13 protein-coding genes are annotated in these 17,372 nt (G+C 42.4%); 7 read left to right on the top strand and 6 right to left on the bottom strand.

Going from position 1 to position 17,372, the window contains the following annotated elements:
* Positions 1-80 precede the first annotated feature (80 nt).
* Both VIC_RS26000 and VIC_RS06390 read left to right on the top strand, forming a co-directional pair.
* Positions 81-950, top strand: a complete 870-nt coding sequence (locus VIC_RS26000) for a helix-turn-helix domain-containing protein (protein ID WP_006958579.1) — start codon at positions 81-83, stop codon at positions 948-950.
* Between the two features lie 136 nt (positions 951-1,086).
* The gene (locus tag VIC_RS06390) at positions 1,087-2,358 is read left to right on the top strand and encodes a DJ-1/PfpI family protein (protein WP_006958577.1); all 1,272 of its coding nucleotides are present in this window, start codon (positions 1,087-1,089) and stop codon (positions 2,356-2,358) included.
* 1,177 nt (positions 2,359-3,535) lie between these two features.
* On the opposite strand, the gene VIC_RS06385 is transcribed toward VIC_RS06390, so the two are convergent.
* On the bottom strand, positions 3,536-5,449 hold the full coding sequence (locus VIC_RS06385; protein WP_006958576.1) for a methyl-accepting chemotaxis protein: 1,914 nt from the start codon (positions 5,447-5,449) through the stop codon (positions 3,536-3,538).
* Between the two features lie 431 nt (positions 5,450-5,880).
* Here VIC_RS06385 and VIC_RS06380 point away from each other — a divergent pair, with 431 nt between their 5' ends.
* Positions 5,881-6,867, top strand: a complete 987-nt coding sequence (locus tag VIC_RS06380; RefSeq protein ID WP_006958572.1) for a DUF2860 domain-containing protein — start codon at positions 5,881-5,883, stop codon at positions 6,865-6,867.
* Between the two features lie 449 nt (positions 6,868-7,316).
* Positions 7,317-8,495, top strand: a complete 1,179-nt coding sequence (gene thrS, locus VIC_RS06375; RefSeq protein WP_006958569.1) for a threonine--tRNA ligase — start codon at positions 7,317-7,319, stop codon at positions 8,493-8,495.
* Between the two features lie 1,208 nt (positions 8,496-9,703).
* Here the strand turns inward: thrS and VIC_RS06370 are convergent.
* Positions 9,704-10,252, bottom strand: coding sequence for a GNAT family N-acetyltransferase (locus tag VIC_RS06370; protein ID WP_050778598.1), 549 nt, complete (start codon positions 10,250-10,252; stop codon positions 9,704-9,706).
* 624 nt (positions 10,253-10,876) lie between these two features.
* On the opposite strand from VIC_RS06370, the gene VIC_RS26150 reads away from it, so the two are divergent.
* On the top strand, positions 10,877-11,233 hold the full coding sequence (locus VIC_RS26150; protein ID WP_157622102.1) for a PAS domain-containing protein: 357 nt from the start codon (positions 10,877-10,879) through the stop codon (positions 11,231-11,233).
* Between the two features lie 763 nt (positions 11,234-11,996).
* On the opposite strand, the gene VIC_RS06365 is transcribed toward VIC_RS26150, so the two are convergent.
* The 3 genes from VIC_RS06365 to VIC_RS06355 form a co-directional block, all read right to left on the bottom strand.
* Entirely contained in the window at positions 11,997-12,347 is a 351-nt protein-coding gene (locus VIC_RS06365; RefSeq protein WP_039951392.1) for a RidA family protein, read from the bottom strand.
* A 139-nt stretch (positions 12,348-12,486) separates the two neighbouring features.
* On the bottom strand, positions 12,487-12,981 hold the full coding sequence (locus VIC_RS06360) for an Ohr family peroxiredoxin (protein ID WP_039951390.1): 495 nt from the start codon (positions 12,979-12,981) through the stop codon (positions 12,487-12,489).
* 230 nt (positions 12,982-13,211) lie between these two features.
* Positions 13,212-13,574 (bottom strand): hypothetical protein, encoded by a 363-nt coding sequence (locus tag VIC_RS06355; protein ID WP_157622099.1) that lies wholly within the window; start codon positions 13,572-13,574, stop codon positions 13,212-13,214.
* Between the two features lie 770 nt (positions 13,575-14,344).
* Here VIC_RS06355 and VIC_RS06345 point away from each other — a divergent pair.
* Positions 14,345-15,055 (top strand): HD domain-containing protein, encoded by a 711-nt coding sequence (locus VIC_RS06345; protein ID WP_006958565.1) that lies wholly within the window; start codon positions 14,345-14,347, stop codon positions 15,053-15,055.
* Between the two features lie 202 nt (positions 15,056-15,257).
* Here VIC_RS06345 and VIC_RS06340 read toward each other — a convergent pair whose 3' ends face one another.
* A complete protein-coding gene (locus VIC_RS06340) occupies positions 15,258-16,154 on the bottom strand; it encodes an EAL domain-containing protein (RefSeq protein WP_157622095.1) in 897 nt (298 codons plus the stop codon).
* A 37-nt stretch (positions 16,155-16,191) separates the two neighbouring features.
* On the opposite strand from VIC_RS06340, the gene VIC_RS06335 reads away from it, so the two are divergent.
* Positions 16,192-17,187 (top strand): GlxA family transcriptional regulator, encoded by a 996-nt coding sequence (locus VIC_RS06335; RefSeq protein WP_006958560.1) that lies wholly within the window; start codon positions 16,192-16,194, stop codon positions 17,185-17,187.
* The last annotated feature ends 185 nt before the right edge of the window (positions 17,188-17,372 follow it).

The raw sequence follows: 17,372 nt of genomic DNA, 5'->3' as shown, positions 1-17,372 counted from the left end.
ACAAACAGTATGGTCCAGTGCAGATCCTGCAAGGTCTATGATAGGCTAAATGCCAAACACAACAATACTATGCCATTGCTATGATTGAAAAGTCATCCGAACTTGCCAAACACCTATCTCAATCCGAAGCAGAATACTTATGTGTACCCCTGACTGAATACCTTGGTGCAACGACGCTACCGACACCGATATGCAAGCAACAGGATGTGCTTATCTTATTGATCGAAAGAGGAAAACTTAGCGTATCTATTGACCACCAAGACGCGATACTGATAGAAGGTGAACTATTAATAGTCCAGCCGAATAAGCCCCATTCTATAATCTTTGCCAGTGATGACATTTCAGGTATGGCGTATCTTATAAAGGGAGATGGTCTCATAGGAGCAATGGGCGATCATTCTTTAATTTTTAGCCTCGAAATCCTCAGCACATGGAGTGAGTCAAAATATACACTGACAAGAGATTTCGCTGAGTTTATTAAGAATATTTTTACGCGAATTTACTATGAGTACGCTCAACCTCATAGTAACTCAATCCTGGTGAATGCCTATACGATTACGCTACTTCTGGAACTTGAAAGCATCCATGACATGAATAACGATAGGAAAGTTTCGGCTGTGGATATTGTTCGAAGATACAAGAAAGATATCGCAAACACTATCAACCAAAAATACTCGGCTTCCGATTACGCGCTAAGGCTGTCAATGACACCAAACCATCTAAACAAATCTGTTAAATCTGTCACTGGCCTATCCGCTAGCCAGCTCCTCCACAGGATGAAGATAACGGAAGCGAAATATCTTCTCTATCGCGCCGATTTATCGATCGAGACTATCGGCGTCCAGCTCGGTTTTGAAGATCTGTCATATTTCAGTCGATTCTTCAAAAAACAGGAAGGCATGACACCTTCGGAATTTAGGAAAAAGCAATTTTCCAATAAGCCTACTTAGCCCTGATAACTCAAATACACTGCCTAAAGACGATTGAATTGTCCTATTTTTGGATTACGGAATCCTAACATCCTTTATCTCGGTTTTTGTATATTTCTATTTTCAATAAAGCGTTTCGAATAAAGAGTTATTACATATGAAAATCGGATACACACTCACACCTAACTGCAAAATGTCTGATGTGGTCAATTCGGAGACAATTTTTCGGCTTCATCCCTTCAACAAAGTGTACTTTGTTGCCGAGAAAAAAGGCGCAGTTTGCAGCAGATCAGGTTTCAGCCTTGTCGCTGACACGTCTTTTGAATCCTGCCCAAAACTGGATGTTCTCGTCGTGTCTGGTGTAGATAAAGACTCGGAGAACCACGCGAATCTGGTGGCCTTTATCAAGACGCAAGTCCCGCATGTGAAGTACATTATCGGCCTAGCAAGTGGCGTACTTGCATTGCATGATGCCGATGTGATTGCAGACCTGGAAGTCACAGCAGACACAGAGTCGAAAGCCATACTAAAGAGTCTGGCTGTCAACGTGTGTGATGATAAAGGAGTGGTAACGGATGGGCACTTGGTGACCGCAAGTCACTCATCCGGAGCCATTGAAGCGACCAACACTGTATTGAGCCTACTTCACGGAACTTGGTTAAGTAAATTCTCAGAGTTCTATCTTGAATATGAGGCGCATGCTCATTACCCAAAACCGGACGCTACTAGACTCGCCGAACCTAACACCCCTCGCCCTTTGAACGTCGGCGTATTCGCTGCAAGTGATATTTATTTACCTGATATAGTTGGAGCTGCGGAAGTGTTCTCCAGCATTCCTAACAGCCAAATGTTTTACGTCTCTGACAGCGAGGGAGTGTCTAGCTCAATCTTCAACCAGGGACCCGCGTTTTTACCGACCGTAACTTATGACAATTGTCCGGATCTGGATGTGCTAATCGTCGGAATGACACACCCCAAATATCTAAACGATCAACGAACTCTCGATTTCATCTTACGCCAAGAGAAATGCTGGTCTGCCGTCATAACGGTCTGTGGAGGGACGTTTTTAGTTGGTGCCACTGGGTTGTTCAAAGGCAAAAACGTCACCACTAATTACCATCAGTTATCAGTATTACCTAATATCGGAGTCAAAAAGACAGATAAAAAGTTCTTGGCTGACGGAAACATATTTTCTGCAGGGCCAGCGGTCGGTTCTTATGTAGCAGGTTTAAAAGCCGTGGAAAAAGTGGTTGGCCTCGAATGGGCACAGTACATTGAACAAGAAGTCTTGGAGTTTAACCCTCGACCACTGTGGAATGTGTCGACAAAAACAGTAGGGAAAAGAGCTCGATTCATATCAAAGCTGTATTCTCTAATTATCAGCACCGTATTTGCTCGTAACTTGAACAAAAACAAATTGAACGTTTGATATCAAGAATTCGCACTCGCCTTTACAAATAGTGTCAGACGTTTAATTCATAGCAATGTGTTGATGCCGTCAAGTCAAACGAAGTATCAGACTGTATACCATGGCGAACAAGTTATGTCAGCCCTATTATCACCCCCCTAAAATATGCCTTCATGACAGGAATGAAGGCGACCCTGCTCTGCCTAGTCTTAAGTTTAGCGTTTAGCGTTTAGCGTTTAGCGTTTAGCGTTTAGCGTTTAGCGTTTAGCGTTTAGCGTTTAGCGTTTAAGACTAGGCTCGTAAGACGGGGACTAAAAGTAGATTCAGCGCTGTTCCTCATACATGGTTTTAATTACACTAACCTCTGTTAAGTGGCTTTCTTTTTTCCACCATTGCATGCAAAACGCACACAGAAAACGCTGCTGATATTATTAATATTTTCGCGTTACCCTTTATATCTCGGTGCAGTTTACGTGGGCAACGATCATTCCTTATAAGACACCAAATCGATATACACGTATCATATCTCCAGCTCGTAGGTGTGATCTCGGCGATTTTCAGAAAGTCGTACGACCGATTTTTACATACATGACACAGTGGATTGTTTTCCCCATCTATCGAATTATGCCCCCCTGAAACAAGGGGTAGATTGCGGAAAGGAGAGTACAAAGAAATCCGCGAGATACGACTTTGGTTAATTAAGATAGCGTCTAGTCAAACTTGTGATTGTCGTGCGTGGTTTAGCTGACTTTACACGGAGAGAGGGTTGGGTTCCATACCTGTTACGCGAACATGTCGCTGTTCACTGTCTTTACTTATTTTTGCCTATATACATTCCGTGTTTAAACAAAAAATAATAGGCTATGGAGATACTTGTAGGGCAAACAGAGAACCCCTGTCACAATTAGAAACCACATTGCCTATATATAGTTCACATGACTTGCAGACAATCAGTGACATCTATATACCACTAGAAAGGATGACAACTGTGCTAATTCTGCCCCGTACAATCATTCGACGGTGTTTCAGCTTATGTATACTGACTGCATAAATACGTTCATACTCGACCATGTTGCGGAATGCCCTCTTATCCAAGCTAGAGGGCAAACAACATCCCACTCCTTATATCAATGACTCTTCATTACCCGATTTTTGTAGTGCAGTTCGATACTAATTACGCCTCCATCTCACAGCTTAATTAAAACTTGAATCGCTGAATCATTATCATGAGCTGGCTGTTCACTTCATCCACGTCTTTCGCATCCCTCAACGCACTGTGCCCGCTCTCATCCAGTTTCCCGACAATGTCACCGAGCACGGACATATTGCGACTCAGCTCTTGCGTCACACTGCTTTGCTCCTCAGCTGAAGTCGCCATCTGAACACTCAAATCTGCGATGCCTTCAACGAAATCACTCATTTGGTCCAAACTTGCCGCTACTCGGCTAGCTCCATCTTCGGTATCCTGGCAACGACTTTTAGTATCTTCCATTGATTTGACGACAGCACTTGTACCTTTCGACAAGTGCTCTATTGCCATCTCAACTTTGTTAGTGCTGTCCTTGGTCCGACTCGCCAAGCTTCTTACCTCATCGGCAACCACCGCAAATCCGCGTCCTTGCTCACCGGCTCGTGCAGCTTCAATTGCCGCGTTAAGTGCAAGTAGATTCGTTTGCTCAGCGATTTCTCCGATGACCCCTAAGATTGCATTGATACTTTGCGTTTCCTCGCTCATCCTCCGTACATGCCCTGAGGACACGTTTACATCACTGATTAATCCAGACACGGTGTGCTGAGAGGTTTCTACGATCTGCCGCGACTGCGAACTGGCCTCTTTCGCTTGATGGGTTAAGCTCGCTGTGTTTACAGCATCACTGGCCATAGATTCAGCGGTCGCCGCCATCTCTTCAATCGCTGTAACTACCTGTTCTGTTTCAGACACATGCCTTTGCAACATATCTAAGTTCTGTTCAGAATTTCTTCTCATTCTACTGACGTTGGACTTCAACGCTGAAGTCGCACTTTGAATATCAATCATCATCTGCTGTAAGTTTTCGATCAGGCAGTTGACTCCCCTTGCAATATCACCGACATCATCATCTGAATCAATGTGTAACCGCGCGGTCAGATCCGCCTCACCACTTGAGAGATTAATAATCGTCTCTTTCAGTGTTAAAATTGGCTTGTACAATACTTGTATCAGTACATAGCTCAGAGCAACGCATATGAGTATTGAAATAATGGAGAATACGATGGCATCGTTCCTAGCACTTTCAAGCTTCGAAAACACAAGTGATTTATTGACTCCAACAACAAAATACCAGTTTTTATCACCCGCTTTGACCCGGTGAGAAAAGAGCAGATTATCTTTCCCATCTAACTGATAGTCACTTACAGAGCTTGTTTCACCCACGACTCGTTTTACCGCGCTTTTCAGCCAGTCGACGCGATAAGCGCTCTCACCGGCTCGAAGTGTGTCTGACGAAGATGCTAAGACCGTCGCGTCATGATTAAGGATAAATGCTACCGAATCGGGATTAACGTTCGATTTTTCAACAAGATCATTGAGAAAGTCGAGTTTCATATCAACGGAAACAGTGCCTCCTTTAATTTTTTCAATGATCGTCAACCAAAAGACTTCCCCATCTGTCGTATACGGCTCTGTCACCGTAACGGATGGTGCTTGCCGACCATCTTGGTACCAACTGCGTTGAGTCACATCTCCAGCATACTTGTGATCGGGCCAATTGTCTGAAACTTGGTTCCAGTATGCATCCCCCGATTCGAATGCCAATACTGCACTGTTTAAGTTCATCGCATTCGCGAGAAAATGGGTCTGCTCGATGATCTGCTCGGCATTGCCAATGAATTCTTTAGTTTTGTACTGTTGAGCCAGCTTGTTGACCCCATCAACTTTCTCGTTTATCAGAGTTTCAATATTGCGCGCTTGTGCTTCAACATAACTCTCGGTTTCAAGTTTGAGCATCTCCGTTAGCAGTAATTTTTCTTTGTAATAAAGTACGGTACCAACTCCAGAGACCGAGAATCCCACCAATATCATTACTGACAGTAATAAAATCTTTTTTAAACCCAGTTGCTTTACGCCTAACATCGTGGCAGAACTCCTTTCTTCTCTAATTCGGTTCAACCTTCAAATTAAGGTTGATCCCGTCTCAGGCTCAATTACTCCAGTTCATTTCTAAACCTGTACCCCAATGACATGAAGGTTCAAACCACTCACAGCTACAACGCAGTTGAACAATGGCTGACTTCGTTCAGTTACTTCTGTGTAAATATACAAGATGCGTTCATTGGCAACAGAATCAACCTCGACAAATTACGCAACTAACCTGCCATCAATGACTTAAGACGTGTCTGAACTTGAAAGTGATATGGAAATGATGTTCCATCCTAGCTAAGCAATATTCATCGCCAAGAGAAATATTAATTAACCATTCAATGACTGTTATTTATATTTCCCACCTGAGGCCTTACCTCAATGTTAGAGCGCCAATTCACGACGCCACATTTGGAGAATTCTATATGCGCAGTATCCAGATCATTTTTGCACTCATTTCACTGACCCAAACGTCTGCTGCATCGGAACAAACATCTAAGCGTGCCGGACTCAGTGGTGAGCTATCTTTGAATTTCGCGTACGTTTCGTCGGAATCCAATTTAAGTACTCGAGCTCACTCAACGATAGACAACATAGAAAAGGCACCAAAACGCATAAACGATTCGCTTCTTCTTCCGTTAGGTAACATCGCGTTTACCTTTGGGCAGGGTTTAGATAAACAAGTCTATGCAGGTACCTCTCGATCAGACATTGCTATTGGTACGTTAGCGTTAGAAATCGGATACAAACAGATATTGTTGAACGGCATGGAGGTTGATGTCTCTTATCTCCCTACCGTTATGGCAGGAGAGACATGGATGGATCCATTTGTTGTGGGGCAACCTAGGCAGAAAACTGACGAACGAGGTAGTGCGTATCGGATTAGATTGTCCAACATCACTGCGATCGGTTTAACTTTAGATGGGGCGATCGCGCAGAAGAATATTGATGATGAACGATCGGGTCTTGACTCAGGGTATGTAGATAACGCAAGTGCACTCGCTCGTGATGCCGACATAATGAGATTAGAAAGCAGCATTCGTATCCCAATTGGCAGAACGACGCTCATAGTGCCGTCCTACATTTACACCGTTTCTAAGGCGAACGGTTCAGCCCAATCGTTTGATTCTGCTAGTGGTCAGCTTTCGTTGTTTCATAGGTTTGGCCAACATCAGTTCGCATTGACGGGCAGATATGCTAATAGGAACTATGAGGACACTCATCCTATCTACAATATGACGAGAGAAGATAAGGAGCTTAAATTATTCGCAGCCTATGAATATCAAAATCCTATGCGATTGGGTAATATCTCGTTTATCTCTTTTACGGGGTATGAAGGATCCGAATCCAATATTACATTTTATGACAGCAATCAGATGATTGCGTCTTTTGGGGTCAGCTTTAGATTCTGAAATATCTTATATACCGTGATCAAAGGCCTTTCAACAACCCAGTGAACACATAGGATTTATAAAGACTCTATAATCGTAAGCACATATTTATTCAAATTGAAACTATGAGTAATCGTTGTTTTTATTGTCAAAACATTCATATATTTAAGGCAATAAGGAATCAAAACTTCTGAATCGTAAAATTAAAAGCAGTGTAATATCTATAAATACAAAAATTTAATAATCATGTTATTAATTAAATTATAAAGACACAAAAATCACCTTAACGCAAAACAACATAAGATATGTAATGTTTATAATGATTAATCGTAGAAATTTTCATCAAAATACCACGACCATTACTTAATGTGTCGTGTTAGTTTTATTTAAAAAAAGGCTGACACGAATTGTCAGCCTTTTTTATTTTCTTTCATATCACATATACACAGAAACTTAACAATGAGGTCATTATGATTAATGAACATAGAAAAATCGGCAAGCAGTTAAAATTATTTGATATCTCAGAATCGGTATCAGGTATGGTTGATTGGTATCCCAAAGGGCACGAGCTGTACAGAAAAGTTCAAGCATATATCCGTTCAGTACAAAAGAGATACGGTTACCATGAAGTGCGTTCTCCCGTGCTGGCAAACCATTCAGTCTGGACGACTTCAGGGCATAACGAAAAGTATGGAGAGAACATGTTTCACGTACCAGAGCATAATCTCTCCGTCAAACCTATGAGCTGCCCTTTTCACATTTCCATGTTTAACGAACTGGTCAGCTCATACCGAGAATTACCCTACCGCATAGCTGAATTTGGCCTTTGTCACCGAAACGAATCGTCTGGTTCTCTCAATGGACTGTTTAGACTAAGAGCCTTTAATCAGGACGATGGACACATTTTCTGTCAGGAACAGCAAATCAAGGACGAGCTAAAGCACTTTTGCGCTATGCTGTTTGAAATGTACGAACACTTCGGCTTTTCACGAAAAGATATATCAGTGAAAATCTCTCTTAGGCCTAAGAACAAAATTGGTTCGGATGAACTGTGGTCACGATCTGAGTTGTATCTTCAAGAAGGCTTAGATGAACTTGGTATTGGCTATGAACTCCTCCCGGGAGAAGGCGCGTTTTATGGCGCAAAAGTGGAGTTTTCTCTGAAAGATTCATTAGATAGGCATTGGCAATGCGGAACGTTTCAATTGGACTTTTTCTTATCGGAAAAGTTTGATAGTTCATTTATCAACGAGCTTGGGGATAGCGAATACCCAGTCGTTCTCCATAGGGCGGCTCTTGGGTCATTAGAGCGCTTCATCGCCATTTTGCTCGAACACTACAAAGGAAGATTACCCGTTCAGTTCAACCCATATGCAGTGGTTCTTGTGCCTTTAACCGTTGAGCATCAAGCCTATTGTCACGAGCTACAGGAGCAATTAGGCGCCATGGGGATTGCTTGTATCATCGACGACTCTGACAACAGCGTAGGATATCGTGTGCGACAATCGTATAAAATGAAGTGCAACTACTTAATTGTTATAGGAGATGACGAGTTAAAGTCCGACGTCCTCGGCTTAAAGAGTGGGAAAGACGTCAAGGAAGTATCTAGAGAACACCTATCAAGCTTCTTCATAGAACAAAGTGCCTAGTAAAGTTATCATCCTTCTCTCACTGAAAGAGACGATGAACCGTCAAAGTAAACGCTTATAAAAGGTAGCTCACCGATTGGTGAGCTATCAATAAGCACCTAACGTCATCAGTTACGTTTGACGTCTCCTAGTGAGCACTGTCATTTCTTCTTTACGGGGGATGAAGACAGCAGTCACACGGAGTTCGAAGCTCTCTCAGTAACTCGCATCGCCTACGCTGTCAGCGTCTCGGTGCCTCATTGCCTATATCCTTTATAGTGACCACAACTCTATCCGATGGCACTGTAGTCTAATCGCTCCCTGATTTTCTAGATGTACGTCGCGATCCCCCTCAACACTCACCCGACCTAAGAAACCTCTTCACTGGCTAGCTCACCCCCAATAATTCATGACTCCGCTTCTGTCTTTGATCCCTACTCCATTAGTCAGCACGGGTTATGAATGAATAAACTTACTCCCATTAACCAGAGCGTCATAAGGGGATATATGAATGTATCTAATTTTCAGGAGAACATTTGATGCTGTAATGATTTATACGTCAGATAAAGCCATCGCTTTTTCAGATCATGATCTAATCATTCTTGGCCATATATTCCATATAAGACGTTTATCTAAAAATATGTGACGTTGCCAGAGACTTATGCGAAAGAATAGAAAGCAAATACCGTCTCCGTGATATTTTTCATGAGAAATAACGGAAGATATCCTAACGTCAATGCACTTGGGCACTACTATATATTTGACATGGGCAATTATAGCTAGGTGAACAGAAAATTAGGCGTACCACCATTGGATTGCTTGCACTATTCGCTTCATGTGCTTTCGGTCAGTTAGATCAACATAAAAGACGTGTGCCGTTGAGTGGGATCATGTCCCCCGACACTCTCAACTGACTCATTGCTAAACATCACGTTATATTAGAAAAGCGAGCTCATCCATGAGCTCGCAAGCGTAATGTTGCCGAAACAATGTGCAATAACACGCCAAGGGGATCGCATTGAGCGATTTTGCTTCAGGCACATCGTCCGACAACAGAACTCGGTTAAATAGGATGCTGCGCTCTTAATGTTCTGTCTTAACAACGCGCAATCATTTCAATTCAAAGCGTACTTACGCTGCCCATTACTCAATTTTTAACGACTCTTTGATTGGTTCTAAATGTATTTACGGCATTCAACTGTTCAATTACAGAAAGGAGTGATCATTAGCTAGTACCTCTTAAAAGCAGCCTTTTGCGTACTATGTTTATCATTGTGTGCTAATGACCTTTGTAAAATAGTGGTCGTCCTTGATCCCGTAGCCCACCTTTCCAGATCTTCATATTCATCAATAACTACAAACCCAACCTTTCGGAGTATACCTGCGTATGTGGCGTGCTCTTGATGTATCTCGACCAATACGTTCATTACCGATGCATTTTCAGCATGGACCAAACATTGATTGAGTAAGTGGGTAGCTATACCTCGTCCTCCAAATTTCTCATCAACGACCACACCATTGATGAGCGAAAACTCGGAAGCCTTACCGTATTTTGCTAAGTGTAAAGGACTGTACGAACCATCAATCACAGCAGCGAATCCGATGATCTTTGAGTCCCACAACGCAACCTTTGCCGTTGCGCGACAGTTTTGAATAAGAAGCAATTCAGATCTAACACCATTTCTCGTTAAATGGCTCCAGTCATTGTTCCCATGCTTCCATAATAGGTTTTCTAATTCCGACAGATCCTCCATGGTTGCATCTCGATAAACAATCATTCTTCTCTCCATCAGAAATCTTGAACGATACTAGAACCGATACGATTTTAGGGAAACGACTAACCTCGATACGTGGATAATCGAGTCCTCGAACGCATGTATCACTATTCTAAACGAGCCAATTTCGCGATTTGACCTTAAAAAAAGCGCCTCCGACAGAAGGCGCGAAAGCTTGGTATTTCAATACCGCAGAGTCCACTGCGATTAATAAATAACAGTAAGGTACCGTAGGCAGGATAAAAAGCAGATACCTTACTGATGAGGAAGTCTATATGTCGCGTTGGTGATTGAATAGCCTCGCCTGACATATTGTCTAGAATGTATTGATGTATGGCTATAATGCCGCCATTTCCCCTTACTCAGACGGGGATCAGAGCTTACCATCTCAGGTTAACTGAGACTCACTTCGCTTATTACTTCAAAGGTCACCCTGTTTGCTACGCTGGTATAATGACCGAACCCTCACGCTCTCCTTATTTGTCGCGTAAAACATTCGGACTTTTTGCCAAATAAGGCAGTAATCCTGCCAATCTCACCCAGTTCAATGGCGTGTACTAGTTCAGCACTTCATAATTTAATCCCTTAGACAACGACGAGTAGTCACTGGACTTAATGACGACACAGATGAAAGCCAAGTGTGAGCACCCTGAAAACAGAGTCCCTAGCCAGGTGGGGTTTTGGACGTATTCTCATCTCAATGGGCTACAACTTCATAATCATCGGTTTTATCAGCGCTTTTCCCTGTATTTCTTCCCTATACGACTCGAACATTGGCTTGAGTTAATTCACGCCAATGATGTCGATACTGTGACACGCGCCTTGCATTCACACCCTCTTGGTCCGTCAGAAACGTTGACGCTCTGCTATCGTATACGAGATCGATGGGGCGAATATCATTGGATAAAATCTACCAGTATGGCCCTGAATAACGAAGGGGATATCATTACTGGTAATCACCACCTCGCCGATAGTAGTACATGACATCGAAGCTTTGCTCACCGCTTGATCGAGCATGGTTTGACGATGAGTATCCTCAATCGCAGTCAATTCCTGCTAGACCTAAAAAATAAGGCGCCAAGCTATATTACCCCTACCGTTGGACGAATAATGTCAAGCTCAGCACTATTGCCTATTTATCAGCTAATCTAAGCGTATTTTCAAGGACTTAGCGATTACTTGGATATCTGGTTCGCCCCTTGTTTGCACAGTGTCTACCAAATGGATTGTCATTATGTCACTCTCTGTCTTAATTACGTTCTCGAGAACACTTAGCACGCGCTTTATAACATCAGGATTTCAAAATGAGTACCCATTCCATGGTGTAGGTCTGACATTGTTAGAGACATTTTGTCACCCACGCTGTGCCATCTTCATGTGCAAGCATCACAGCAGTTGAGCTCATAGGAAGGCAATTCAACTCCGTTTGAAGCATAAAATTATCGCTAGGCTCAGTCAGCAAGGAATCAAATTTTGGTGGTTCATCAAGAGCGCGCGAGCGACTTGTTATCGCTCTTCAATTTTGTGGGCACTGATCTCACGTCAAGCAAGCATGAGGAGGCTAAAAGAGGCGCGAAGCACCGCGTGGTCAGGTAGTATTTAGAGCCCACAAAGAGCCGGTCTTTTTGCTGATAAGTACAGTATTTTAACGAACAGATGAGCGAACCTATCTATCGATATAGTTCGCTGAAAACTAACTTGAGCTATTGAAAGCCAAGGTCTATTTAACTCTGTCGTCACCGACTTTTTACAGTGTAACTGACGCTATGACTGTAATTTCAACCAGTAAAGCGTCTGTCGCAAGATGCGCTTGTACGCAAGTCCGAGCGGGCGCGTGTCCGTTGGACACCCATTGATCCCAGACAGCATTCATAGCAGCAAAATCCTCCATCGTTTTTAGATAGATATTAGCAGACAAAATTTGCTCTTTATTAGAGCCAACACTGGTTAGTAGTTCGGCTACATTTTCCAACGTGGTTTGAGTCTGGAGTGTGATGTCTTGGGATGTATCTTTAGCGATTTGACCGCTAAGATATACCAAACCACCGTGAACAACCGATTGGCTCATCCGTTGCGTAACATGCTCTCTTTTAATCATAATCCCTTCTTTTTCAGTATTTCTTGAAGCCTAGCTCTAGCGAGTCTAACCGTTTTAGCAACAAGAGGGTCATAGCCAAACTAAAATCCAGTTCCTCGTTTCAAATCGTGCTCGGCCATCGCACAATGCCCCATGAATCCTATTCGAGAGTTGTTGAGTATTCTAACCCTTGTCTAGCCATCTTTGCGTATGGACAAACTAGTTCCGTTTGACGAATAAGTTCAAGGGCTTTCTCTTTATCCATATTGGGGATATGTACCTTTAGTTCTGCAGAGAGATAGAACTGCCCATCGGAGGGATCTCGCCCAAACGTCACCTCAGACGTTATTGACAAGTCTTTGTCGAGACGAATCTTTTGTTTAGCCGCGACCAAACTAAGGGCGCCATGAAAACAGGCAGCAAATCCTGCTGCGAAGAGCTGCTCTGGGTTAGTTGCCTCCCCGGGGCCTCCCAAAGCGGCTGGAAGCCGCAACGGAAGGTCTAGCTCTCCATCATCAGAAACAGCATGTCCTGACGCTCGTCCATGATTGGCTTGCCCCCCAGAGACAACTACATTTGTCTTATACAACGGCAACCGTTCTTCTCCGGTGTAAAGGTCCAGTAGCGATACTGATGGAGCACTAATTTTAGGCATAATAATTCCTCTCTAAATAAACGTTTTGACTCATTTTTATCGCTCGGTAAAGAAACGTAATTTCCTGCCAAAGCAATAGCGGACTAAACCCCAAATTTACATTCTCCGATGTGAGACCTTTCAAAAGGTTACCTCCCTCAGTCACCGTCATTAACAGTGTCTCGTCTACACATCTCACGATACAAAATGAGCTATCAATTTTAACTTTGGTGTAAATCGTAAAGTTAGGATCAGTGCTTGAACGCGTATATCTGCTCAATCGGATTACCTAAAGCCACGTGACTGACTGCCTCCTTAAACTCGGTTATGTCTCTCAGCAACTGCGTTTTTTCTTCTCTTGCGGACATGTCCGGATTCAGAAAAATAGCGTGGGTAAGCACATCAAGTTCTTGGGTCAGTCTCGATACATGCGTTCGATTGGAATGCGTCAGCTCTCCAAGATTGGATAACACATTAAATGTTCGTTTCTTCGCTATGCTCACCACTAGATGGTAGTATGACCAAGGGCTAACTCGGTCAAACAAATCTAAACACTCCCGAATGCAATCGGGACAAGCCTGATAATTGGGATCTAAAACTTTATTCTCAGCCATACACACTCTACAGGTCGAACCCATGATTTTCTCCAAAAGTCTCCAGTTCGATATAAGCCCTAATCTATCCGGTCTCAGAATCAACTCAATCATGTTCAATACAGTTGGCAATATAAATGCGTTATCTGTCCATTAAACGCTCGTTAGGCAGGTTCTGCTTTCGCTTAGGTATATAGAAATTTTAAAAAAGAATATTAGATTTACCCTTGTAAACTGCCTTGTATTCGAGGGGGGACTCCACATACCAAAATGGCGGTAACTGATGCTTCGCACACTCCGAACAAGTCATCCAATCAGTGCCTTTATGCACGACAAACCTTAAATTCGTGTTCCCTAGTGTAGTGCTTAGAAGCTCCACGTTTATGACCCACGCTAAATCCTGCTCCACTATCGTGTAGTCACAATGTTTGGTGTGGTTTCCCGACTTGATTTCTACTAGGTCTTCTCGAAATACCATACTATGCGCTTCATCTTCTCCTTGATAACGGATATTACTCATAGGATGTGAACTTGGATTGACATTGCACGCAGCGAGAAACACAGAGCAAACCAAGATGCAATGACGCATGCGAACTCTCCGAATCATGAAATAAGGACGCATTATGGGTATTCCACAAATTAGAGAACAGGCACAATTAGGACAAATTTCGCAACAGAATAACCAAAATTAACGAGTGACCTATATGTGGTTATATCTGGCAAGATAGTTTGTATATATAAAGATCGCTTGCTGCTAGCCTAAAGAAAAATACTGACCACACGAGGAAGAAATGAAGCTCACAGAGGCCAGCCTTAGTTCAAGTAAAATAGGGATAATGTATGGCATGGCTAAAACCCGAGTAGACATCGCCCTAAAGTCGAGCCTTAACTGGTTAAAGCGACAAACCCCACCTTATGTCCCTCCTTCATCGTATCGAGTCCCTGACACGTTGGCATGTAAGAAGGCTTTAACGATGGCGCGAGAAAACTACCCAGATTTCATACTCAATCACAGCTTAAGAACCTATGCATATGGGTTAGCGCTAGAGCATTTAGTGAAAAATCCAGTGAACAAAGAAGTGTTTTTCGTAGGAACTATCCTACATTACATAGGCTTGGAACTTGGGAATGAATCGAATGATTCCTTTGAACTCGTAGGAGCAAAAACGGCTCGACAATTTGCGATATCAATGAAGCTAGCTCATTATAAAGCAGATCGCATTCATGAGATGATAGCGCAACAAAATTCATTCGGAGTGACCCATCGAAAAGTCTCCGAGGTTACCTTACTGCAGATGGCCTCAAAGCTTGATTTAACTCGGCTTTGGATTAAACACGTCAATCCCAAAACATCGAGAGAGATAAAACACCAATATCCTGACCACGGCTTGCAGAGTAAAATGATCAATTTTCTAGAGAAACAAATCCACGAAACCCCAAGTTCCAATTGGGCTATTATGAAAGAACTGGGTTTTTTAGAAAAAATAAAACACCGAAATTAATAATCTTTTAACTGGTAAATTTTCGCTAAAATTCTAGTTTTAAATTGTTTCTGAAACACTAAAATCGTTAATTTCAAATAATGTCATTAACGTTATTGATATATAAAATTATTACTATGGGGTATTGCCAATTTAATTCTTAAATAACATTAATATAAATTAAAGTAATAAAATCGATTCGACAGTCGTATTTATAAGTCTATTATGGAACGGAAATTGAGCATCCCGAAAGTTTTTCACACCAGTAGTTTTCGGTATTCGGCTTGGAGAAATAGTACCCTTGCATCTGATGAACATTCAAACTTTTCATCAAATTCACTATCAACAAGTCTTCAACCCCTTCAGCGACCACCTCAAATCCTATTTTGTTGCCGAATCGGACTAACGCTTCAATTACTTCACAATAAAAAGTATTGTCGGGTGCCAATTGTATGACCATTTTATCAATCTTCACCTGATTCAACGGCAATCCGACCACGTTGATTAAGGAGCTTTTTCCGGCTCCTAGGTCATCCAATGCAATGCCAACATTTCTTTGTCGCAGCCAGTCCGCATTCGCCATGACAATAGAGTCTTCTTCAAGTCGATGGGATTCGGTGATTTCGAATACTATTCTATTTCTTCTAATATGATAGTGATCAAGCGTGCTAAGCAACCTGTTTAAGTGCTCCCTCGACCTTAATTGAACGACCGATAGATTAACGTTAAACTGAAATGACTGCGTACATACAGCGTCTATACGACCAATAGAGACGCAAAGTTGTTTAAATTGCTCTTCAGAAAAATCTAATATCCAACCCATTTTTTCCAGTATAGGTATATAGCGTTCAGGGGATACCTCACCTAAGACGTCATCATTCCATCTAGACAGGACTTCAAAAGCGTCGATAGTCATAGCGGCACTGTTGATTATCGGCTGAAATACAATGAATATATGATTATTCTTTATAGCTTTATATAATTTATGACAAAGCATAGTATTAAATCCATAACCTTTTGACTTATAAAAATCATTAAAACCAACCATATTAAATAACACCCCATAAATTTGACAACAAGGTAATACCCAGCCAATATTCCATAAAGATAATTCTAACAATAATGGTTTTTATATATTCAAAATGGAGTAATAACTAGTGTGTAATTCGACAAATAGCACCACTATTTTGCCAAGAAAACATAAAGTTGGTGTTGCACTATATGAAAACGTCATCTTTGGAGATGTCTTCATCGCGACTGAATTTTTTTCTCGCGCAAGTGATTTCGAAAACCAATGTTTGTATGAAGTACAGGTATGCAGCACTCGTTCGCAAATCGCGAACAATGGCGTAATGATGAGTATTGATTCACCTATCGAGGACCTTAAGTATTGTGACACCATAGTTCTCCCAGGTTTAGACAATGTTACCGAGCCCATAGATCAACATTTACTAGACACCATTTTAGATTGCCACCGAAGAGGCATCCGCATTGTCAGTACATGTACAGGCAGCTTTGTTCTTGCAGCAACTGGGCTATTAAATGGCATGCAAGCCACAACGCACTGGTCATTCTCTCAATTGCTGCAAGACATGTACCCAAACATAAACGTTGCTCCCGATGCACTCTTCGCAGATAACGGGCAAGTGCTCACCTCTGCGGGATTTATCACTGCCGTCGATCTGTTTATTCACATCGTAAAGCGAGACCACGGTTCAGCAGTTGGTCGCAGAGCCTCTAAGGATGCCATGTATGTCCTAGAAAGAAGCGGGCATAGCAAACAATTTATTGAAACGGTTGGGGAAAGACTAAGCGAAAACAACCTATACAAACTTCTAACATGGATTAAAGAGCACCTTCATCGTCCTTTAACACTTAAGGACCTAGCCCAAAAAGCCACCGTAAGTGAAAGAACGTTGTCTCGAAAGTTTCTTGCAGAAACAGGTGAAAGCCCAAACCAGTGGTTATTAAATGCTCGAATCGATGCAGCTCAAGCCTTACTCGAAAATTCTGACTTAAATGTCGACCAGATTGCGTACAAAACAGGCTTCGGGACACCGTCGAACTTCAGAGCTCGATTTAAGAACAAAACTGGATTAACTCCAAGCCAGTATCGTAAGGGTTTCACTACAGTGCCGCACCAAACTTTATAGTAGTCATAAGGCTTTTGGCTACCTAACACTAAGCCACGAGAAACCCATGTACTCAGAAGGCTGCTCCTTCTTTGGTGAGATGAACGGAGCAGCTCGCTAGAGCCATATGGCCTCATGTAAACTCCTTGTGTCCCAAATGCCATCGCCTGATATCTCTGGGAGCCTGCGACGGGTCTGCTGTGAAC

It is taken from the genome of Vibrio coralliilyticus ATCC BAA-450 (assembly GCF_000176135.1).
Taxonomy (GTDB): Bacteria; Pseudomonadota; Gammaproteobacteria; order Enterobacterales; family Vibrionaceae; genus Vibrio; species Vibrio coralliilyticus.
This window is presented reverse-complemented; position numbering and strand designations above follow the sequence as displayed.